15 protein-coding genes are annotated in these 22,374 nt (G+C 63.7%); 8 read left to right on the top strand and 7 right to left on the bottom strand.

From position 1 onward, the window contains the following. Nucleotides 1–171 precede the first annotated feature (171 nt). A complete protein-coding gene (locus HU772_RS15680; protein WP_186659572.1) occupies nucleotides 172–1,212 on the bottom strand; it encodes a helix-turn-helix domain-containing protein in 1,041 nt (346 codons plus the stop codon). Nucleotides 1,213–1,427: 215 nt separating this feature from the next. Here HU772_RS15680 and glpT point away from each other — a divergent pair, with 215 nt between their 5' ends. Continuing rightward, complete coding sequence (gene glpT / locus HU772_RS15685; protein WP_186659570.1) at nucleotides 1,428–2,783, top strand: glycerol-3-phosphate transporter; 1,356 nt, start codon at nucleotides 1,428–1,430, stop codon at nucleotides 2,781–2,783. 70 nt (nucleotides 2,784–2,853) lie between these two features. Here glpT and HU772_RS25085 read toward each other — a convergent pair whose 3' ends face one another. The 4 genes from HU772_RS25085 to HU772_RS15700 form a co-directional block, all read right to left on the bottom strand. Next, nucleotides 2,854–2,988, bottom strand: coding sequence for a hypothetical protein (locus tag HU772_RS25085; RefSeq protein ID WP_264082539.1), 135 nt, complete (start codon nucleotides 2,986–2,988; stop codon nucleotides 2,854–2,856). A 64-nt stretch (nucleotides 2,989–3,052) separates the two neighbouring features. Continuing rightward, complete coding sequence (locus tag HU772_RS15690; protein ID WP_186659569.1) at nucleotides 3,053–3,844, bottom strand: dienelactone hydrolase family protein; 792 nt, start codon at nucleotides 3,842–3,844, stop codon at nucleotides 3,053–3,055. Nucleotides 3,845–3,861: 17 nt separating this feature from the next. Further along, nucleotides 3,862–5,214 (bottom strand): alpha/beta hydrolase, encoded by a 1,353-nt coding sequence (locus HU772_RS15695; RefSeq protein WP_186659567.1) that lies wholly within the window; start codon nucleotides 5,212–5,214, stop codon nucleotides 3,862–3,864. Nucleotides 5,215–5,349: 135 nt separating this feature from the next. Then, nucleotides 5,350–7,146 (bottom strand): glycoside hydrolase family 15 protein, encoded by a 1,797-nt coding sequence (locus tag HU772_RS15700; protein WP_186659778.1) that lies wholly within the window; start codon nucleotides 7,144–7,146, stop codon nucleotides 5,350–5,352. 459 nt (nucleotides 7,147–7,605) lie between these two features. Between HU772_RS15700 and HU772_RS15705 the strand changes: the two genes are divergently transcribed. Together HU772_RS15705 and HU772_RS15710 are read left to right on the top strand one after the other, a co-directional pair. Beyond that, a protein-coding gene (locus HU772_RS15705; RefSeq protein WP_437182400.1) for an IS3 family transposase occupies nucleotides 7,606–8,969 on the top strand; the annotation gives its coding sequence in 2 pieces (ribosomal slippage) (nucleotides 7,606–8,071 and nucleotides 8,071–8,969; 1,365 coding nt in all). 773 nt (nucleotides 8,970–9,742) lie between these two features. Next, entirely contained in the window at nucleotides 9,743–10,792 is a 1,050-nt protein-coding gene (locus tag HU772_RS15710) for a 3-oxoacyl-[acyl-carrier-protein] synthase III C-terminal domain-containing protein (protein ID WP_186662459.1), read from the top strand. A 64-nt stretch (nucleotides 10,793–10,856) separates the two neighbouring features. Here HU772_RS15710 and zwf read toward each other — a convergent pair whose 3' ends face one another. Together zwf and gnd are read right to left on the bottom strand one after the other, a co-directional pair. Further along, nucleotides 10,857–12,365, bottom strand: a complete 1,509-nt coding sequence (gene zwf / locus HU772_RS15715) for a glucose-6-phosphate dehydrogenase (protein WP_186662460.1) — start codon at nucleotides 12,363–12,365, stop codon at nucleotides 10,857–10,859. Continuing rightward, the gene (gnd, locus tag HU772_RS15720; RefSeq protein WP_186662461.1) at nucleotides 12,366–13,349 is read right to left on the bottom strand and encodes a phosphogluconate dehydrogenase (NAD(+)-dependent, decarboxylating); all 984 of its coding nucleotides are present in this window, start codon (nucleotides 13,347–13,349) and stop codon (nucleotides 12,366–12,368) included. Nucleotides 13,350–13,550: 201 nt separating this feature from the next. Here gnd and HU772_RS15725 point away from each other — a divergent pair, with 201 nt between their 5' ends. From HU772_RS15725 to HU772_RS15745, 5 genes are all read left to right on the top strand, one after another. Continuing rightward, the gene (locus HU772_RS15725) at nucleotides 13,551–13,718 is read left to right on the top strand and encodes a DUF6026 family protein (protein WP_186662462.1); all 168 of its coding nucleotides are present in this window, start codon (nucleotides 13,551–13,553) and stop codon (nucleotides 13,716–13,718) included. A gap of 494 nt (nucleotides 13,719–14,212) precedes the next feature. Continuing rightward, nucleotides 14,213–15,772 (top strand): glycogen synthase GlgA, encoded by a 1,560-nt coding sequence (gene glgA / locus HU772_RS15730; protein WP_186662463.1) that lies wholly within the window; start codon nucleotides 14,213–14,215, stop codon nucleotides 15,770–15,772. A 12-nt stretch (nucleotides 15,773–15,784) separates the two neighbouring features. Continuing rightward, on the top strand, nucleotides 15,785–17,527 hold the full coding sequence (treZ, locus tag HU772_RS15735; RefSeq protein ID WP_186662464.1) for a malto-oligosyltrehalose trehalohydrolase: 1,743 nt from the start codon (nucleotides 15,785–15,787) through the stop codon (nucleotides 17,525–17,527). Next, a complete protein-coding gene (malQ, locus tag HU772_RS15740) occupies nucleotides 17,524–19,593 on the top strand; it encodes a 4-alpha-glucanotransferase (RefSeq protein WP_186662465.1) in 2,070 nt (689 codons plus the stop codon). Before treZ ends, malQ begins: the two co-directional genes overlap by 4 nt. After that, nucleotides 19,590–22,364 (top strand): malto-oligosyltrehalose synthase, encoded by a 2,775-nt coding sequence (locus HU772_RS15745; protein WP_186662466.1) that lies wholly within the window; start codon nucleotides 19,590–19,592, stop codon nucleotides 22,362–22,364. Before malQ ends, HU772_RS15745 begins: the two co-directional genes overlap by 4 nt. The last annotated feature ends 10 nt before the right edge of the window (nucleotides 22,365–22,374 follow it).

The following is a 22,374-nucleotide window of genomic DNA, read 5'->3' on the forward strand; positions in this document are numbered from 1 at the left end:
TGCCGATGCCGTCCGGGTGGCTTCGGTGGAGACACGTGCGTTGCGGGCTCAGGCCCTGACGACGGCACCGGGTTGATGGGTGGTTGGGTTAGCAGGTGAGGCCAGCGTACGGCGAGCAGCGCCAGGCGTCCGTGGCCAGGCGTCCCGAAAACCTGGCCAGCGGTCCCAATGTCACTGCTCGGCGAGTGCGTGCAGCCAGCTCGCCAGTGAAGGCGGCTCGTTGGCTGACAGGCGCAGGCCGGTCAGTTCACCGCGCTGCAGTGCGCGGCGCGCGGCCCGTGGCGACAATCCGAATGCCTTGCGAAACACCTTGCTGAAATGCCCTTCGTCGGCGAATCCATGGGCATAGGCCAGGTCGCCAATGCGCCGCCCGGCATTGCCAGGCTCGCCCAGGGCCAGCAGGCAGCGTCGCAGACGCCGCTGCAGCAGGTAGTGCCCGACCCCGCCAAAGGGCGCGAAGGCGCGGTACAGCTGACTGCGCGAGGTGCCCACGGCCTTGGACAGGTGTGCCGGGGTCAAGTCGTCGCGGTGCAGGTTGAGCTCGATGTACTGCCGCGCCCGGCGCCCGAGCGCCACATGGCTGGACGGCAGCATGGCCCGCTGCTGCGTGCCTTCGCTGATCAGACAGGCAGCGACCACCCTCAGCAACGGCAGGCCCAGCTGCATCGCCTGCGCCTGGCTCAACTGTGTCGCGGCAACGGCGAGTGAAGTCAGCAGGCCAGCCAGCAAGTGTCCCACCGCGCTCTCGCGGCGCAGGCGCAAGCCATGCAGCAGCGGGGGCTCCTGCCCCAACGCCGTGCGCGGCACCAGCAGGCTCAGGCCTTCGCCAGCCGGCACATGGAAGGTCGCGGGTTGGCTCAGGTCGAGCGCTACGACATCCCCAGGGCGAACGCGCAAGCCATTGGCGCAGGCCAAGCCGCGCTGCAACGGCAGGTGCAGCAGATAGTGGTCGAGGTCGCACCAGCCCAATCGGTGGCGGTCGCGCTCATACCGGGCAGCGTCGAGGCGTCCGCTGCACAGCAGGAAGCACTGGAAGTGAAAGACCTTGAGCGAGGCGACGAAAGCTGAGCCTGCGTCGGCAACGGGGTCGAACAACAGGTCGGCAGTTTGCCGCCAGTTGGCAAAGTCGTCGGTCACGATATGCAGGTGCGGTAGGCAGGTGTCGAGGGAGGTGGGGGTACGAGGGTGGGTGGGTGAGGCGTGGTTTTCCATAGTGAAGGCTCATCTCTCCTTGAGTTGAGCCGGAAAAGTGGTTCACTTCCGAGCGCTCTGTAGCCACTTGCCACTACCGCTGCAAGGCCGCCGGAAGCAACGGCTGCCATGGGCTTTCACAAAACAACAGTAATTGCCCGAATAACCCGTATTTTTTCCCTAACGAAAATGTAAAATTCGATTTCGCATACCTATAACAAGTTGGGAGCTTCACAATGTTTGCCTTCTTCCGCCCTGCCGCGCACCAGGCGCCGCTGCCCGACGAACGCGTCGACAGCACCTACCGGCGCCTGCGTTGGCAGATTTTCGCCGGGATCTTCTTCGGCTACGCCGGCTACTATCTGCTGCGCAAGAACTTCTCCCTGGCCATGCCCTACCTCATCGAGGAAGAGGGCTACACCCGTGGCCAGCTGGGCCTGGCAATCTCCGCCATCGCCATCGCCTATGGCCTGTCCAAGTTCCTCATGGGCCTGGTCTCGGACCGCTCCAACCCGCGCTACTTCCTGCCCTTCGGCCTGCTGATCTCGGCCGGGGTGATGTTCATTTTCGGTTTCGCGCATTGGGCCACTTCCAGCGTGGCGATCATGTTCGTGCTGCTGTTCATCAATGGCTGGGCCCAGGGCATGGGCTGGCCGCCGAGCGGACGGACCATGGTGCACTGGTGGTCGCAGAAAGAGCGCGGTGGCGTGGTGTCGGTATGGAACGTCGCCCACAACGTCGGCGGCGGCCTGATCGGCCCGTTGTTCCTGCTGGGCCTGGGCTGGACCAATGACTGGCACGCGGCCTTCTATGTACCTGCAGCGGTAGCGGTGCTGGTGGCGGTGTTCGCCTTCGCCACCATGCGCGACACCCCGCAATCGGTGGGCCTGCCACCGGTCGAGCAGTACAAGAACGACTACCCCGAGGGCTACGACGAGAGCCACGAGCAGGAGTTCAGCGCCAAGCAGATCTTCGTCGAGTACGTGCTGCGCAACAAACTGCTGTGGTACATCGCCCTGGCCAACGTGTTCGTCTACCTGCTGCGCTACGGCGTGCTGGACTGGGCGCCGACCTACCTGAAGGAAGCCAAGCACTTCAGCGTCGACACCACCTCGTGGGCGTACTTCTTCTACGAGTGGGCCGGCATTCCCGGCACCCTGCTGTGCGGCTGGATGTCCGACAAGATCTTCCGCGGCAACCGTGGCCTGACCGGCATCGTGTTCATGGCCCTGGTGACCGTGGCCACCCTGGTGTACTGGCTCAACCCACCAGGCAACCCGACCATCGACATGATCGCCCTGTTCTCCATCGGTTTCCTGATCTATGGGCCGGTGATGCTGGTCGGCCTGCAGGCGCTGGAGCTGGCGCCGAAGAAAGCCGCCGGTACCGCCGCCGGTTTCACCGGGCTGTTCGGCTATCTCGGTGGCTCGGTCGCGGCCAGTGCGGCGATGGGCTATACCGTCGACCACTTCGGCTGGGACGGTGGCTTCGTGATGCTGGTGAGCGCGTGCGTGCTGGCGATCGCCTTCCTGATCCCGACGTTGCGCCATACCCAGACCGCAAGCGTTGAACGCGAACGCGCAACCGCCTGACCTCCCAGGCAATAGCGCCAGACGCACCAACCGCGCCTGGCGCCACGCTCAAGCTGCACGCCAGCACGCCTTACAAACGCTTCATGTCCTCGATCAGGTCGTAGCCTTGCCCATCATCGAATCCTGAGGCGCCGTAGTCATGACCGACGTTGGCGTTACCCGGCAGGCCAGTATCAAACGTGAACCTTGCGAGGTGTCCTGCCATACGGCCAGGTCCCTGGCCGTCCAGTTTTGATCCAGGGCGTTAGGCTCACGGTGCTGCGGTAGCGCTACAAATGCTGATGTAGAAATTCGATCACGCGTCGCAAGGCCACCCGGGTTGGATGATCGGGCGGTGCATGACCTGCCGCCGTATATTCGTACGTCAGCAAGGCGTGATGGGTGTCGCGAGTGTCGTTGGGCGGTGCGTAGGTGTAGACCACTGCACGATCGCCGAAAGCCTCCTGCAAACGTTGCACGCGCGCCGCCGCGCACAAGCGGTCATCACTGAAGCGTTGCACGAGCAGTTTCGTACCGCCGCTGCCGGCCATCAGGCTGGCGTCCTGCAGATCCTTGTCGGCAACGTTCAACTCCCTCATCCAGTCTCCCGCCCCCCTGCCCGTCAGCCAGTAACCGAAGCGGAACGGAATGGCTGGCTGCGACGCCACGGCTGCCGCCACGTTGCTCTCGAGTATCAACGGAACCACGAATGCTCCAGTGACGCACATTCCGATCACCCCCATGCGAGCATGCCCATCGCGTTCACCGAGCTCACGCACCAGCGCACGCAACCAATCGCTGACCGGTGCGCGACGCCCCGCCTTGAGGTAGGCAAACTCCCTGTTGATGCACAGGGCATAGCCGCGCAGCAAGGAGCCTTTTTCCTCAGGCTTGCCGAACAGCAAAGGTAGGTAGACACGAAACCCGGCATCAACCAGGCGATCGGTGAACCCCAGGGTCTCTCGCGTCAAGCCCGGCAGTTCATGCATCAGCAGGAGCGGTTTGCCACTGCCTTTGCTGTAGACCTTGTGACGGTAATGGCTGTCGTCGAAATCGAATACCTGGAAGCCGCTCATGTCCATGCTCGTCGCCTCCGTAATCAAGGCTGTATGCGATACGTTGAAGTGACCAGCGCGCCGATGAACGTCATCAGCTGGCAACTGTAGATGCCGCCATGACCGGTGATGATCGGCGCCTTGACCCGGACGTTGAGCACCGGGTTATAGGCCGGTGTGTTCCTCGCCTCTTTCGTTCTTTCGAAGGTGAGATCAAAGAACTTCGGCTTGCCGTCCTTGCCCACCCGGTTGGCAAAGAAACGGGTGGTCGTTGAGCCCCCACCCGAGGTCGACAATGAGGCCAACTTCATCTGCCCGCGCTGCCTGGCCAGCGGGTCGATGTATTGCTCGCAGCCACTGAACGAGCCCTCCTCGACGGCACCTTCAGACTGTAGGCTCGACGAAAGCTCATGGGTCTGGTAGGGGCGGTAATGGCCAACGGCGACCGTGTTGGCAGCAAAGCCTTCGGGTACATCGCTGGCGTATTTTTGCAAGGCGGCCCTCGGCGCGCGGGCAATCCTGAACAAGGTTCCGGTTGCCTGGTCGGTGGTGCCGGTGACGATTGCCAGTACTGGCCTTTGGTCCTGCCGGTAATGGCAGCCCACGCTCAACTTGTGCAAAGTTGCCAGGCGCATGGCTTCAAAGGCCGGATTGATAAGCACGACCAGGTCGCCCACTGTCTTGAGCGGCTCTGGCGGGTTGCTGACGCATTGGGTGGTATCCAACTGATCCGGCGCATCGAACCCAGCACTCTGGGTAAATCGCTCCAGCAAGATCGGCGCGAGCGCTGTATAGAGTACGGCCGCGCCAAAGCTATGCCCAACGAACACCAGGCGGCTCTGCGTGTCCTGGGTGGCTTGCAAGCGGCTGCCATTGCGCCGGACACGCTCTTTGTCCAGGCGCAGCAGCACTTCGGTGACCGCGCCGCTGCCTACGCTGTGGGCCGTCTGCTTGCGATCCCAGAAGGTGAAGTAGTCAAGCGGCGAGTTCCACCTCAGCACTTGACCACGCCATCCCATGTACACCCCCACCACTTCGCGGGTGCAGCCATCCATCGCGGCGATATTGCGCATTGCCAGTTTGAACTCGCGCACATCCTCATCGTCAGGAGCGGCGGAATGTCGCCAGCCGTGCAAGTAGGTGACGATCAGCAGCGGACGCTTGATATGGCGGATATCGCCCATGAGTGTTTCAAATGCCGCAGGGTTGAGCAGGTTGCCGTACTCGTCGAACTCGACGAAGCCATGCCTGAAACTGGCCACTCCGTTACCACCCGGGCAGGTGGCGAGCGGCGTGGCCAGGTCATAGGCTTTGAGCGATGGTTCGGATGGATTGTACTGCTTGAGCGGGGCGCAGCCCGCCAGCAGCACGCACAAGATGGCGATCATTGTCCGCATGACATGCTCCCCGGTTGGCTACCTGCTTTTGAGCAGCGTAGCGGGGATTAGCCGGGCATGCTGGCACGTTGTCACCTTATGGCTGTAGGCGCCAAGGCACGCCGGTCTGGCATCATGTCATATTGCCTCTGGCCACTACCCAGATCTGGCCCGATCCCGCGCCGGACACTGCGCGCGGTACAGGTTCAACGCCGTATTGATGATGCCGATATGGCTGAACGCCTGGGGAAAGTTCCCAAGCATCCGCTGCCCTACCGGGTCGTACTGTTCGGCCAGCAGCCCCACGTCGTTGCACAATCCGCTGAGCCGCTCATACAGCGCCTGCGCCTGCTGCTGCCTGCCCAGCAGCACATACACATCCGCCAGCCAGAACGAACACACCAGGAACGTCCCCTCCCCCGGCGTCAGGCCATCGCTGCAGCTATCGCTGTCGTAGCGCAACAGCAGGCCGTTGCGCAGTAGCCGTCGTTCGATCTGCTCGAGGGTACGTAGAAAACGTGGGTCCTGCGGTGGCAGGAAGCCGGTCAGTGCCAGCTGCAGCAGGCTGGCATCGAGTTCGGCGGAACCATAGGCCTGAACAAAGTACTGCCCTTCGGCATCCAGCCCGCGCACGCAGACCTCACGGTGTATCTCGTCCGCCACCTGGCGATAATGCTGCCCGCGCTCGCGGTCTTCCTCGGTGGTCTCGGCCAGGCTTGCGGCGCGGTCGAACGCCACCCAGGCCATGACTTTGGAATGCACGAAATGCTGGCGGCCGCCACGCACCTCCCAGATGCCTTCATCTGGTTCGCGCCAGATGCTTTCCAGGTACGGCAATATCGACCGGGCGATGGCCGAGCCGCGTGGATGCCGCGGCAGGCCGCCCTTGATGGCCTGGGTCATGGCATCGGCCAGCTCGCCATAGATATCCAGTTGCCGCTGTTCGGAGGCCGCATTGCCGACCCGCACCGGTTGCGAGCGCTCATAGCCGGGCAACCACGGCAAGGTGAATTCCGGCAGGTCACGCTCTCCGGCCAGCCCGTACATGATCTGCATCTGCTCGGGGTTGCCCGCCACCGAGCGCAGCAGCCATTCGCGCCAGGCCTGGGCTTCGTCGAAGTAGCCGAGGTTCATCAGCGCCAGCAAGGTCATGGTGGCGTCACGCAGCCAGCAGTAGCGGTAATCCCAGTTGCGTTCACCGCCAACGCGCTCGGGCAGCGAGGTGGTCACGGCGGCGACCATGCCGCCGGTGGGCGCGTAGGTCATGGCCTTGAGCGTGAGCAGCGAACGGCGTACCAGCCCGGTATAGGGGCCGACCTCGGGGCAGCGGGCGGCGAAGGCCTGCCATTGGTCGATGGTTTGCTGCAGGTCGTGGTCGACATCGCAGCCGGGCTGCACCGGCAGATGGGAGGCCTGGTGGCACAGGCTGAACACCTGGCGCTCGCCTGCGCGCAGGCGAAAGCGGGCGACGCTGTGGTGGTCGCGGCCGTGGGTTTCGGTGCTGCTGCGCAGGATCAGGCGGTCGGGGCCGGCGACGGCGCTGAGGGTCAGGGGTTCGAGCTTTTCGACCCAGGGCACGCTGCGGCCGTAGTCGAAGCGCAGCACCAGATCCATTTCGAACGCGGTCTCACCGGCGAGGCCTTCGACGATGCGCAGCACAGCGTTGTGTTCGCCCAGGGGCATGCAATCGAGCACCCGGGCGCGGCCGCTGGCGGTGGTCCAGGTGGTTTCCAGCACCAGGGTGTCGTCGAGGTACCGACGGGTACTGTGCTCGACCGGATCGCTGGGAGCGATACGCCAGCGGCCGTTCTCCTCATTGCCCAGCAAGGCGGCGAACACCGCGGGGGCGTCGAAGCGCGGCAGGCACAGCCAGTCGATGGCGCCGTCGCGGTTGACCAGAGCGGCGCTGCGGCAGTTGCCGATGAGGGCATAGTCTTCGATATGGGCGGGCATCAGAGGTCCTCGGGCGGGGGCTTGAGGTTGGATGCCGAGGCGGGATTGCTGGTTCAATTGAGGCACCCGGTGCTGGTTGTTGTTGCCGTTGCCGTTGCCGTTGCCGTTGCCGTTGCCGTTGCCGTTGCCGATCAAGAGGCTATCGCCAAACCCCGCGAGCGACAGCTGCGCCAGCCCAGGCGCCGCCCGTACCTTCGCGACTTCAGGAGGCCGAACGCAGGCCTTGCGGAGGGAGGTGACGGGCATGGATGCCCGTCAAGCGCTGCGCCCCAGGATGGGGCGTTCAGCGCGGTCCTCCCGGGAGCAAGGCCGGAGTGAGGGGACCCGGAGCGTAGCGGAGGGCCGGATGAATGGAGCGCAGCGTTTTTTGGTTACTTTTTGTCGCGTTTGACAAAAAGTGACTCGCCGTTGAACTGACCCCCGAAAGTTGGACGCCTGACCCCAAGCGGAGGGTGTTCCATGACGAAATACGACCTAGCGCTCAAGCAAGCACTCATCGAGGAGTGTCTTTCTGCCCGGAGTGTTCATGAGGTGGCACTGAGGCATAGCCTGAGTGCATCGCTGCTGCGCCGTTGGATAAAGGGCTATGAGCAACACGGTGCTGCAGGTCTGGCTACCAAGTACAGCCACTACGACGCCCAGTTCAAGTTGAAGGTTTTGCAGTGCATCGAGCAAGACGGACTGTCAGCCCAGCAAGCCTGCATACAGTTTGATATTCGTGGCCCGAGTAGCATCAGGCAATGGAAAAGGTTGTACGATGAAGGCGGACTAGAAGCACTTCACCCGCATCGTGCCCGAGAATCCAGTATGCCCCGCAAAGCATCAGAACAACCCAACGTAAGCCCTGCTAAGCCTGCAGATGCTGAGTTGACACCTAAGCAAATGCTCGAAGAGCTGGAGTATTTACGTGCGGAGAATGCCTATCTAAAAAAGCTCGATGCCTTGATCCAAGCGGATCCACGCACTGCGCAACCAAGAAAGCGCAGGCTGTCCAAGGATTGAGGCATGAACATCGACTGGCTCTGCTGTTACGTGCTGCAGGGCTGGCACGCAGTACCTTCTATTACCAAAGCAAAGCCTTGGTGGCCGACAAGCATGCGGCCCTCAAAGAACGCATCAAGAGTGTCTATCACAGGCATAAGGGGCGGTACGGCTATCGCCGCATCACCGCCGTGCTTGGGTGCCATGGCGAGGTGATCAATCACAAGAAGGTGCAGCGGTTGATGCAGTTAATGGATCTGAAATCGCTGGTAAAAGTGAAGAAATATCGCTCCTACCGAGGTTCCGAAGGGCTTGTTGCATCTGATCTGCTCAAGCGTGAGTTCAAGGCGGAAGCCCCTAATCAGAAATGGGTAACCGATGTGACAGAGTTCAAGGTGAAAGGGCAGAAGCTGTTTCTTTCGCCTGTGATGGACCTGTACAACGGCGAAATTCTTGCCTATCAGATCAATCCGCGCCCTGAGTTCAAGATGGTGTCGGCGATGTTGGAGCAAGCTTTCGAGCGGCTGAACCCAGATGACAAACCGATATTGCACTCCGATCAGGGCTGGCAATACCGACAGCCCGCTTATCGACATATGCTGGGCAGAAAGAAAATACAACAGAGTATGTCGCGTAAGGGTAACTGCCTGGACAATGCCGCGATGGAAAGCTTCTTTGGCACACTCAAGAGCGAGTTTTTCTATTTGCAATCGTTTGAGAGTGTTGAACAACTGGCGTCAGGCCTTGAGGACTACATCGCCTACTACAACCAAGAGCGTATAAGTCTAAGACTGAATGGCTTGAGTCCGGTACAATTTCGGACCCAAGCGCTGAACCCATAGCGTACCCCGTCCAACTTTCGGGGGTCAGTTCACGTAAGGGCGAAAAGGTGACTATGCGTCGGCATCGTAAATGAATGCGCTTACATCTGTAGAAACCCACGCCGACCGACTTTGACTTTCAGAGCGTGGGTTTTGAAAGTTATACGCTCATTCATTGGCGATGGCGACGCATAGTCACCTTTCCGCCCTTACGGCGGGTAACTTTTTGAAGGATCAAAAAGTCACCAAAAAATCCTCGCTCCATTCATCCGGCCCCTACGCTTCGCTCCGGGGTCCCCTCGCTCCGTTCTTGCTCCCGGGAGGACCGCGCTGAACGCCCCATCCTGGGGCGCAGCGCTTGACGGGCATCCATGCCCGTCACCTCCCTCCGCAAGAACTCCGCTCGGCCTCGTGAAGTCGCAATTGGCGGCGCCTGAAATATCGCGCGCTTAGAAGCAAAAGCAAAAGCAAAAACAAGAGCAAAGAGCCAAAAGCTAGAAACTAGAAGCTAGAAGCTAGAAGCTAGAAGCTAGAAGCCCTGTGACAAATAATCACATTTAAAACTTGAACCAACAAAACCCATCCAAATGACAACTTAACGAAACAACCACACCCCTCAGCCTAGGCAAGCAAATTCAGGCATCTTGATCCAGATCAACAAACAGCCTCACACCCTTGATTCGCCACTTACCTGTGCTAGAAGTACTGGGCCAGTGGCTACTTACAAGGATGAGCAAACCACTGCCAGCACGCAAAAACGTATTTAATAAATACCCAAAGACAAGGATGTCATTATGAAAATCATCGGACTCTCCGGAATACTGCCATCACGCCGCGTCAGCAACCAGGACGTACTCAACCTGGTCGAGGAGCATTCCAAACACACCTTCCAGGATGACCTGCCAAAAATCTTGAAAACCATCGGCAAGTTACTGGAAAAAAGCGGCAGCGACACACGCCATTGGCTGGCAGCCGACGAGAAACCCATGCAATTGATGGAAACCGCATTCCACGCCGCCCTGGCACAGGCCAATATCAGCAAGGCCGACCTGGACCTACTGGTCTACCCCAACGTCACCCGTGGTTTCATCGAACCCGCCAACAGCACCTTCATCGCCAAGGCCCTGGGCCTGAACTGCCGAAACTTTGATGTAGTCGACGCCTGCAACGGCTGGGTAACGGCCATGGACGTCATCAACAGCAAGATGCAAGCCGGTGAAATCCGCTACGCCGCCATCGTCAACATGGAGTTCGGCATGTCGGCGGGCGGGCCGGTCATGCCCAAGAACTTCTCATTGCAGTCACCCGCCGAGCTAGCCTACAAGTTCCCCAGCTTTACCATTGGCGAAGCGGTCACGGTCACCCTCCTCAGCCACGAAGCCCCCGGTAACTTCAAGTTCTCCTACATCAACAGGCCTGACCTCAGTGACTTGTCGACGATCTCGTTGCCGGACTGGAAACTATTCTGCAACGAGGCGGACATCGAACGTATTGCCCCAACTGGCGGCCAGTACCAATTCAATTCCTATGCCGCCGCCCTGCATGAAGATGGTCGCAATGAAGCGATAAAAGTGTTCAACATGCAAAAACTCTCAGCGGAGGATGTGCATAAAGTATTCATTCATACCGGCTCGCCCAAAATGTGGGAGCACATTGGCCAGATGATCGGCATCGATCACAAGTTGCACCACGTCGGGCACAAGACCGGCAACATCATTACCGCCTCCATTCCCTTTGGCATTTTTGATGCCATGAGCCGGGGTGAAGCCGAGCCAGGGCAGTTCTGCATGGGTTGGGCGGGCAGTGGCGGGATGGTGTTCTCAGCCTTGTCATTCACGTTGTAGGGTTTATCCAAACACCTGCCGTCGTACTTGCAACGGCGGCAGGGAGTTTCTGCGACGCTCGACATCACCCCAGCGTATGCCACTCTCGCTTGTCTCGCGCCAGCAATTCATCACCAGCCTCGGGACCATCCTCGCCTGCCGGGTACTCGTGCACCACGCCTTCCCCCGTCGCCCAGGCATCGAGGAACGGCTGCACCGCGCGCCAGCCGTTCTCGATGTTGTCGGCTCGCTGGAACAGCGTCTGGTCGCCGGTGAGGCAGTCGTAGATCAGCGTCTCGTACCCCGTCGCCGGGGTCATCTTGAAGAAGTCCTTGTAGGCAAAGCCCAGCTCGACATTCTCCATCACCAGCTCCGGCCCCGGGCGCTTGGCCTGCAAGTCGAACCACATGCCCTCGTTGGGCTGGATCTGGATCTTCAGGTAGTTGGGCTTGGGCCGCTCCAACTCGCTTTCACGAAACTGCGCGTAGGGAGCCGGCTTGAAACAGATGGCGATCTCGGTATCGCGAACGCTCATGCGCTTGCCGGTGCGCAAGTAGAACGGCACCCCGGCCCAGCGCCAGTTGTCGATCATCACCTTGAGCGCGACGTAGGTTTCGGTACGGCTGTCGGCCGCGACATTCGGCTCGTCGCGATAGCCAGCCAACGACTTGCGGCCTTGCTTGCCCGCGCGGTATTGGCCACGCACGGAGTTCTTCAAGGCCATTTTCTGCGACCAGGGGCGGATGGCGCCGATCACCTTGGCCTTTTCACCGCGCACGGCGTCGGCGCCAAAGGCCGCCGGCGGTTCCATGGCGACCATGGCCAGCAACTGGAACAGATGGTTGGGCACCATGTCGCGCAGCGCCCCGGTGTTGTCGTAGAACGCCCCGCGCGTCTCGACGCCGACGGTTTCGGCGGCAGTGATCTGCACGTGGTCGATGTAATGGTTGTTCCAGAACGATTCGAACAGGCCGTTGGAAAAACGACTGACCAGAATGTTCTGCACGGTTTCCTTGCCCAGGTAATGGTCGATGCGGTAGATCTGCCGTTCGCTCATCACCTTGAGCAGGCAGGCGTTGAGCGCCTCGGCACTGGCAAGATCGGTACCGAAGGGCTTTTCCACCACCACCCGGCGAAAACCACCGGCCGACTCGTCGAGCAGGCCGGCATCGCCCAGGCGCTGGGCCACCTCGGGGAAGAAACGTGGCGAGGTGGCCAGATAGAAGATGGCATTGCCATGGCTGGTTTTATCGATGCGCCGAGCCAGGGCTTTGTATGTCTCAGGGTCGAGAAAATCGCCGGTCTGGTAGTCCAGGCGCTTGGCCAGTCGGGCCCAGAGCTTGTCGTCCAGGCACTTGGCGCTACCTTCCGCGCCCTTGTCCCGCGCCTGCATGAATGCCTGCAGACGCGCGGCAAAGTCCTCGGCCGTGGCTGGGTTGTGATCGACCCCGACGATACGCAGGTTACGGTCGAGCAGGCCGTCACGGCTGAGGTTGTAGAGCGCCGGCATCAGCAGGCGCTTGACCAGGTCGCCGTTGGCGCCGAACAGGAACAAGGTGCATGGCGGCGCTGCGGCGATGGTCGATTTGCTCATTTAGTCCTTCTTTTTCTCGACGTGACCGCCAAAGCCCAGGCGCATGGCGGAGAGGATCTTGTCACCGTAGGTGCCCTGCTGCTGGCGCGAACGGAACCGGGCGAACAGCGCGCTGGACAGCACCGGCACCGGCACCGCCTGCTCGACGGCGGCGTCGATGGTCCAGCGGCCTTCGCCGCTGTCGGATACCGAGCCACTGAACTCGCTGAGCTGCGGGTCGGCGACCAGCGCATCGGCGGTCAGGTCCAGCAGCCAGGAGGTGACCACGCTGCCACGGCGCCAGACTTCGGCGATCTCGGCGACATTGAGGTCGAAGCGCTGCTCTTCCGGCAGTTCCGGGCCGCCCTTGCTGCGCAGCAGGTCGAAGCCTTCGGCGTAGGCCTGCATCAGGCCGTACTCGATGCCGTTGTGCACCATCTTCACGTAGTGCCCGGCACCGGGCGGGCCAGCATGGATGTAGCCGTGTTCGGCACGGTCGTGCTCGCCGCTGCGACCCTGGGTCCGCGGAATATCGCCAACGCCCGGGGCCAGGGCCTTGAACAGCGGCTCGAGGCGTTCGAACACAGCCTTCTCGCCACCGATCATCATGCAGTAGCCACGGTCCAGGCCCCATACGCCGCCGGAGGTGCCGACGTCCAGGTAGTGCAGGCCACGCTTGCCCAGTTCGGCGGCGCGACGCACATCGTCCTTGTAGAAGGTATTGCCACCGTCGATGATGGCATCGCCCGGCTCGAGCAGGTCGGCCAGCTGCGCGATGGTCTGCTCGGTGATTTCGCCGGCCGGCAGCATGACCCATACCGCGCGCGGCGCCTTGAGTTTCTGCACCAGCGCACCCAGGTCGTGGGCGCCCACGGCACCTTCGCCTTCCAGGGTGGTGATGGCTTCGCGGTTGCGATCGTGGACCACAGTGCTGTGACCTGCGCGCATCAGGCGCCTTGCGATATTGCCGCCCATGCGGCCAAGCCCGATGATTCCCAGTTGCATGTGACGACGCTCCCGTAGGTTTTGCTTTACAACAGTTGAAGATTTCAGATTAGTCCAGCGTTCTTGCGCAGGGTTCAGCGACGAACGGGGCGACAACGATAAACAAAAAAGTTCCCAAGGGCCTGCAAAGAATTCAGAATGCGCGCCGCGTGAAGCGACTACGCTTCAAATTGTCACCAGCCAGCCCCGCGAGGTGTGCTCATGGGTACCCTGATGCCTGCCACTCCCACCCAGACCCTTTACGTCACCGTGCGCCGCGACGAGTTGCGCCAGTTGAAGGACGAGCGCGACCAACTGCGCCAGCAGATCGCCCAACTGCACCTGCAACTGGAGCAGGCCCGCCTGCAAGGCAAAGCCGCCAGCCACTGATTGGACGCCCCGCCGACGGGAGCTGAACGGCTCCCGCGCTCGCCGCAATGCTCCGCTTTGCGGCCCCTGTCGCCACGGTGACAGGGCAAAGCCGCCACCTTCCGCCGCAAACCCTCATATTTTGCAACATCTCGCCAACGTTTGCGCGGGCAAACGTCCCCGACAAAAATGACCAACGGGTCACTTTTTTGCCGTTTCGTCTCCTACACTGCGGTTTCGGCCCGCGTTTTGCTCGGAAATCGTGACGTAAAAAAGTCGAACTTTCCGAAATACGGGCCGGTCAGGAGCTAAGTAGGCCAACGCAAAAGGACATCCTCACGCCAGGCCCACCCACCCCAACCCGTCCACACGCCATTCGGCCAGGAACGCCGAGCGTGCCGTGCCTGCGCGCACGAATAACGGGCAAGGACCGCACCACGAAGATGCACCCACGCACAGAGAGCCAAACACACGCACCAACATCAAACACGCCAGAGCAAGGGACGGAGAGAAGTATGATCAGTGCCGCTGTCGAACCTCACGCAGAGTCATTCCATCCGGATAACCGCGAGCCGCTGCCGCCGAGCCTCGCCCCGACAGTCCCAGCACCCGGCGCGCGGCGCCAGCACAACCCGAACCGGCGCAAGATTCTCTTCGTCACCTCGGAGATCGCCGACCTGGTCAAGACCGGCGGCCTGGGCGACGTGTCCTCGGCCCTGCCCCGCGCCCTGGCCCACCTGCACGATGTGCGGGTGCTGATCCCCGGTTACCGCCAGGTGGTCGAGAGCGACAACCCCATCCACATCGTCGGTGAACTGGGCGGCCACGCCGCGCTGCCGCCGTGCAAGATCGGCCGCATGGACCTGGCCGACGGCCTGGTGATCTACGTGCTGCTGTGCCCCGAACTCTACCTGCGCGATGGCACGCCCTATGGCGCCAACAATGGCCGCGACTGGCCGGACAACCATATCCGCTTCGCCCGTCTGGGCCTGGCCGCCGCGGAAATCGCCGCCGGCGAGGGCATGGCCCACTGGCGCCCCGACCTGGTCCACGCCCACGACTGGCCCGCCGGCCTGGCTCCGGCCTACATGCACTGGCGCGGCCTGCGCACGCCGACTCTGTTCACCATCCACAACCTGGCCTACCAGGGTGTGTACAGCCGGGGCTGCAGCCCGGAACTGGCGATCCCCGACCATGCCATGCAGCAAGAAGGCATGGAGTTCTACGGCAAGCTGTCGTTCCTCAAGGCCGGCCTGGCCTACGCCAGCCATATCACCACGGTGAGCGCCACCTATGCCCGGGAAATCACCACCCCCGAATTCGGCTGCGGCCTGGATGGCTTTCTCGCCAGCAAGGCCCAGCAAGGCTTGCTCGGTGGCATTCCCAACGGCATCGACGAAAGCTGGGACTCGGCCACCGACAAACACCTGAACCACAACTTCAGCCTCAACGACTGGGACGGCAAGGCGCGCAACGCCCAACAGGTGCGCGAACTGTTCGGCCTGCAAGCCACTGACGGGCCGCTGTTCGCGGTGGTCTCGCGGCTGGTCTACCAGAAAGGCCTGGACCTGACCCTGGGCGTGGCCGACGACATCGTCGCGCAAGGCGGCCAGATCGCCATCATCGGTCGCGGCGAGCCCGAGGAAGAACAGGCCATGCGCGAGCTGGCCCTGCGGCACCCCGGGCGCATCGGCGTGCGCATTGGCTTCAACGAAACCGACGCGCGGCGCATGTTCGCCGGCTCCGATTTCCTGCTGATGCCTTCGCGCTACGAGCCCTGCGGCCTGAGCCAGATGTACGCGCAGCGCTTCGGCTCGCTGCCGGTGGCGCGCAACACCGGCGGGTTGGCCGACACCATCGAGGATGGCGTCACGGGTTTTCTGTTCGACGACTCCAGCGTGGACAGTTATCGCCAGGCACTGCGCCGGGCCTTCTATGTGTATGGCAAGAAGGACCTGCTCAACGCCATGCGCTGTTTGTCGATGACCCAACCGTTCAACTGGTGCCAGGCGGTGGAACCTTACGCACGGCTGTACGAGAACCTGGTCAGGCAGGCACAGGTGGCCCACTACTGAGGGAGCCCGAAGATGCACAGGCATGGCGCACACTTGCTGGACGCCACGTCGGCGCGCTTCGCCCTCTGGGCACCGGATGCGCGCAGCGTGGCCGTAGAGATCGAGCAGCAGCCAGCGGTGAAGCTGCTGCCCGAGGAAGATGGCTGGTACACCGGCGTCGCCCCCTGCGTGGCCGGCGCTCGCTATCACTTGCGTATCGACGATGAGCTGAAGGTGGCCGACCCAGCCTCGCGCCACCAGCCCGAGGGCGTGCATGGCCCCAGCGCAGTGCTGGACCTGAGCAGCTACCCATGGCGCCATCCATGGCAGGGTCGGCCTTGGCACGAGGCGGTCATCCAGGAGCTGCATGTCGGCCTGCTCGGCGGCTACGACGGCGTGGCCAAACTGCTTCCACGCCTGGCCGAGATCGGAGTCAGCGCCATCGAGCTGATGCCCCTTGGGCAGTTCCCCGGCGAACGCAACTGGGGCTACGACGGCGTGCTGCCGTTCGCCCCACAGCACAGCTACGGCACGCCGCAAGGCTTGTGCGCACTGGTCGACCAGGCCCATGGCCAGGGCCTGATGGTGCTGGTGGATGTGGTCTACAACCACTTTGGCCCCGACGGCAATTACTTGCCGCAGTACGCCGGCCCGTTCTTTCGCCAGGACCGGCAGACGCCCTGGGGCGCCGCCATCGATTTCCGCCAGCCGCAGGTGCGCGAGTATTTCATTCAGAACGCGCTGATGTGGCTGTGCGACTACCGCTGCGACGGCCTGCGCCTGGACGCGGTGCATGCCATCGACCAGCCGGACTTCCTTATCGAACTGGCGGCCCGGGTGCGTGCCGCGGTCGAGCCGGGCCGGCACATCTGGCTGATCCTGGAAAACGAGCACAACCAGGCCGCGCTGCTCGAGCAAGGCTTCGACGCGCAATGGAACGATGACGGCCACAACGCCCTGCACGTGCTGCTCACAGGTGAAACCGAGGGCTATTACGCGGATTACCAGGACCGACCGATTGACCAACTGGCGCGCTGCCTGGCCGAAGGTTTCGTGTTCCAGGGGCAGCCCAACCGCCACGGCAAGCCCCGCGGCGAGCCCAGCGGGCATTTGCCGCCCACCGCGTTCGTGCTGTTCCTGCAGAATCACGACCAGGTCGGCAATCGCGCCCTGGGCGAACGCCTCACCGGCCTGTGCCCGCCGCCAGCGCTGAAGGCCGCCACCGTCCTGCTGCTGCTGGCGCCGATGATTCCGCTGCTGTTCATGGGCGACGATGACGGCAGCCGCCAGCCGTTCCTGTTCTTCACCGACTTCCATGACCAGTTGGCCGACGCCGTGCGCGAGGGCCGACGTGGCGAATTCGCCCAATTCGCCACCTTTGCCGATCCGCGCAAGCGCGAGCAGATCCCCGACCCCAACGCCGAGACCACCTTCCAGGTCTCAAAGCCCCGACAGCAGAACGTGCTGGCCGGCTGGCACGGGCTGTATCAGCAGTTGCTCGACCTGCGCAGGCGCCATGTGACCCCACACCTGCCCGGTACCCGCGCCTTGGGCGCCGAGGTGCTCGCTGCCAAGGCCTTGACCGCGCGCTGGCGCCTTGGCGATGGCCAAGAGCTGCGCATCGACCTCAACCTCGACGCCAAGCCCCAGCCGGCGACGCTACCCGCCCCCGCGCAGCGCCTGTACGACAGCAGCGACAACGCCCACTCCGACTCGACCCTGGCCGCCCACAGTTGCGTGGTCAGCCTGCTGCCCCTCACCCAGGAGACGCCATGAGCGAACACCTCCTTCATCGCCTGGCCGCCCGGGTTGGCCTGGCTCGCGACTGGGTCGACGCCAACGACCGCCCGCAGCAAGTCAGCGACGCGGTGCTGCGCCGGGTGCTCGAAGGCCTCGGCCACCCCGCCGGCGACGCCGCCGCCATCAGCGCCAGCCTGCAGGCCGTCGAGCAGGCCGACTCCGCTGTGCGTTTGCCGCCACTGCTGACTGCCGATCTCGGCCAAGCGCTGGACCTGCACCGCTACTTCAATGCCGCCAGCCCTGTGCGCTGCGAGCTGGAGGATGGCAGCACGCGCGAGCTGGCCCTCGACGCCGGCGCCCGCCTGCCTGGCGAACTGCCGATGGGCTATCACCAACTGGTCATCGCCGGTCACGTCTTCAGCGTGGCCGTGGCCCCTGCTCGTTGCCACGCCTTGCAGGACGCGGTGGACCAATCGCCGCCGCGCTGCTGGGGTCTGTCAGTGCAACTGTACAGCCTGCGCCGTCCCGGCGACGGTGGCTACGGCGACTGCCTGGCCCTGGAGCAACTGGCGCGCAGCGCCGCCGAGCGTGGCGCCGACGCTCTGGCGATCAGCCCGATGCATGCTTTGTCGGCGTTCGACCAGCAACATTTCAGCCCCTACTCACCGTCCAGCCGCCTGCTGCTCAACACGCTCTATGCCAGCCCCTCGACCTTGCTGGGCGAGCGCGCAGTGCGCATGGCCGCAAAGGCCTGCGGGCTCGAGCCGATACTCGAAACACTGGAGCAACCGGCCCTGGTCGACTGGCCGCGCGCGGCCGACGCCCGCCATCGTCTGCTCGAGGCGCTGTACCAGGATTTCAGCCAGCGTGAGCACCCGCTGCGCGAGGACTTTGCCAGTTTCCGCGATGCCGCCGGTGAAAAGCTTGAGCACCATTGTCGGTTCGCCGTGCTGCAAGCCGAGGCGGTCGGCCAGGGGCTGGGCGCCGATTGGCGCAACTGGCCGCCCGCCTGGCAAGACCCCTATAACCCGGAAGTTGAAGCCCTGGCCAACAGCTACCCAGCGCGCATCGAGTTCCACGCCTTTTGCCAGTGGCTCACCGAGCGCAGCCTGCAACGGGCCCAGGACGCGGCGCGCGGTAACGGCATGGCGGTGGGCCTGATCGCCGACCTGGCCGTGGGCGCCGATGGCGCCGGCAGCCAGGCCTGGAGCCGCCAGGACGAACTGCTGGCCGAGCTCAAGGTTGGCGCGCCACCCGATATCCTCAACCGCGCCGGGCAAGACTGGGGCATCTGCGCCTTCTCTCCCGAGGGCCTCAAGCGCAATGGCTACCGCGCCTTCATCGAAATGCTGCGAGCCAACCTGGCCCATGCCGGTGGCCTGCGCATCGACCATGTGATGGGCCTGCGCCGGCTGTGGCTGATCCCCCGTGGCGCGGCGCCCAGCGAAGGCGCCTACCTGGAATACCCTCTGGACGACCTGCTGCGCCTGCTGGCCCTGGAGTCGGCGCGACACCAGGCGATCATCCTCGGCGAAGACCTCGGCACCGTGCCGGTCGGCCTGCGCGAACGCCTGGCCGACAAGGCGGTGCTGGGCATGCGTGTATTGCCGTTCGAACAACAGCCGCCCGGGCAGTTCAGGCCGATCCTCGACTGGCCAGACAACGCCCTGGCCACTACCGGCACCCACGACCTTGCCCCGCTGGCCGGGTGGCTGAAGAGCCGCGACATTGACTGGAGCCACCGACTCCATCTGCTCGACGCAACCAGCGAACTGCACTGGCGCCATGCCCGGGCGCTCGAACGCGATGGCCTGCGCCGCGCCCTGGAACAAAACTACGGGCCACAGCAGGACGATACGGCGCTGATCGACGCAGCGATCCGCTACATCGGCCATACCCGCGCGCCATTGGTGCTGGTGCCCCTGGAAGACCTGCTCGGCTGCGACGAGCAAGCCAACCTGCCCGGCACCACCGAGGGCCACCCCAACTGGCGACGGCGCTTCAAGGCCCCGGCCGACGCACTGCTCGACGACGAGGACGCCGCCCGCCGCCTGGAGCTGCTGGCCCAGGCCCGCGAACAGGCGTGGGAGCGTGACCGATGAAATCGTTGACCGCCACCGTGCGCCTGCAACTGCACAGTGATTTCACCCTCGACGACGCCGCGGCGCTGGTGCCTTATTTCGCGGCGCTGGGCATCAGCCATGTGTATGCCTCGCCGATTCTCACCGCCCGTGCTGGCTCGCGCCATGGCTACGATGTGGTCGACCCGATGCGGATCAACCCGGAGCTTGGCGGTGAGCCTGCGCTGCAGCGCCTGGTCGGCGCCCTGCGCCAGCACGGCATGGGCCTGATCCTCGACACCGTGTCCAACCACATGGCCGTGGGCGGCGCCGACAACCCCTGGTGGCAGAGCCTTCTGGCCTGGGGCAGGCGCAGCCCCTACGCCGAGTTCTTCGATATCCAGTGGCACTCCAACGACCCATTGCTGGCCGGGCAACTGCTGCTGCCGTTCCTGGGCAGCGATTACGGCCAAGCCTTGCAGTCCGGCGAGATCCCACTGACCTTCGACGGCCGGCACGGCGTGTTCGAAGTGGCCCATCATGACCACCGTTTCCCTATCTGCCCGCTGGATTACGGCCGCATCCTCGGCCAGGCCGAGAATCCGCGACTGCAAGCCCTGGCCCAGCACTTCGGCGCCCTGCACGAGGCCGCCGATCCGCTGGCCGACGCATTGCCCCTGCACCGCGAACTCGCGCGGCTGGTGGCCGGCGGGGCGCAACTGGACGCTGCCCTCGCCGCCTTCGACAGCCGCGAACCCGCCGGTTTCAAGCGCCTGCACCTGTTGCTCGAGCGCCAGACTTACCGCCTGGCCAGCTGGCGCACCGCCGCCGACGACATCAACTGGCGGCGCTTTTTCGACATCAACGAGCTTGGAGGCTTGCGCGTGGAGCGTGCGGCGGTGTTCGAGGCCACCCACGCCAAGCTGTTCGAGCTGATCGAACGGGGGCTGGTGGACGGCCTGCGCATCGATCATATCGACGGCCTGGCCGACCCGCGCCGCTATTGCCGCAACCTGCGCCGCCGGGTCGACCGGCTGTTGGCCAAGCGGCCCTTGAGCGCGGCGCTGGAGCACTTCCCGATTTATGTGGAGAAGATCCTCGGCCCCGGTGAACAGCTGCACCGCGACTGGCTCACCGACGGCAGCACCGGGTACGAATTCATGGACCAGGTGTCGCTGCTGCAGCATGACCCAGCTGGCGAGGCGCCGCTGAGCGAGCTGTGGCGCAGCGTCAGCGAACGGCCCGACTTCGCAGAGGAAGTGCGCAGTGCTCGCCACCTGGTGCTCAACGCCAGCCTGGCCGGCGACTGCGAGTCGGTGGCCCAGGCCTTGTTGCAGGTAGCACGTGACGACCTGATGACCCGCGACCTGACCCTCGGCGCGATCCGCCGAGCGTTGCAAGCACTGGTCGAGCATTACCCGGTGTACCGCACCTATATCAATGCCTGCGGCCGCCCCGCCGGGGACGAGGCGTTTTTCCAGCAAGCGCTTGCCGGGGCCAAGCAAACCCTGGCCGAGGCCGACTGGCCACTGCTCGACCAGTTCGAGCGCTGGTTGGGCGGCCAGCCCTGGCGCCAATTGCCACCGGGGCGCCCACGCAAGCACCTGCGCCATGCCTGCGTGCGCTTCCAGCAGCTCACCGCGCCGTGCGCCGCCAAGGCAGTGGAAGACACCGTGTTCTACCGTTCGGCCCGGCTGCTATCGCGCAACGACGTGGGCTTCGAGGCCGAGCGTTTCAGCACTGGCCCGGGCTGGTTCCACAACCAGGCCCAACAGCGCCTGCGCAAGTTCCCCGACAACCTGCTGGCCACCGCCACCCATGACCACAAGCGCGGCGAGGATTGCCGCGCCAGGCTGGCGGTGCTGAGTGAGCGCGGCTCCTGGCTGGCCGGCCGGGTCGAACACTGGCGCGAACTGGCCTCGCCCTTGCGCGAAGGATTGGACGATGGCCAGGCGCCCAGCCCTGGCGATGAGTGGCTGCTGTGGCAGACCCTACTCGGCAGCTGGCCGCTGGAGCTTGACCTGCGCGACCGCCAGGCCCTGGGCAGCTATGCCCAACGCATCCGCCAATGGCAGCAGAAAGCCCTGCGCGAAGCCAAGCTGCGCAGCAGTTGGACCGCACCGAACGAACGCTATGAGCAGGTCTGCGCCGCCTATGTCGATGGCTTGCTGCTGGACGCCAGGAACCAGCAGTTGCGCCAGGCCCTGCACGAAGCCGCAGGCCAACTGGCCTGCCCCGGCGCGCTCAATGCCTTGGCGCAATGCCTGCTGCGCATGACCACGCCCGGCGTGCCGGACCTGTACCAGGGCAACGAATACTGGGACTTCTCGCTGGTCGACCCGGACAACCGCCGCCCGGTGGACTATGCCGCCCGCCGCGCCAGCCTGCACGAATGCACGTCGCTGAACGAACTGCTCACCCATTGGCGAGACGGACGCGTCAAACAGGCGCTGGTGGCGCAGGTCCTGGACTGCCGCCAGGCCCGCGCGGAACTGTTCCGCCGCGGAGCCTACCTGCCCCTCGACGTACAAGGCAGGCACGCCGACAAGGTACTGGCCTTCGCCCGCCTGGGCGAAAGCGAACGCGCCATCGTCGTCGTGCCACGCCTGGCCAGCGCCCTGCTGGGCAACGCCGTCACCCCCTTGATCCCGGCGCAGAACTGGGACGATACCCGGCTGATCCTGCCGTTTGCCTTGTCGCCTGCCAACTGTTCGGGACTTTTCGGTGACGCTGCGGTCAGCCCTTCAAGGGAGCTGATGTTGAGCACCGTGCTGCGGGAGTTTCCGGTCAATGTGTTGATTGAACATGCCTAACTGCATTCAG

The organism is Pseudomonas xantholysinigenes (assembly GCF_014268885.2).
Taxonomy (GTDB): domain Bacteria; phylum Pseudomonadota; class Gammaproteobacteria; order Pseudomonadales; family Pseudomonadaceae; genus Aquipseudomonas; species Aquipseudomonas xantholysinigenes.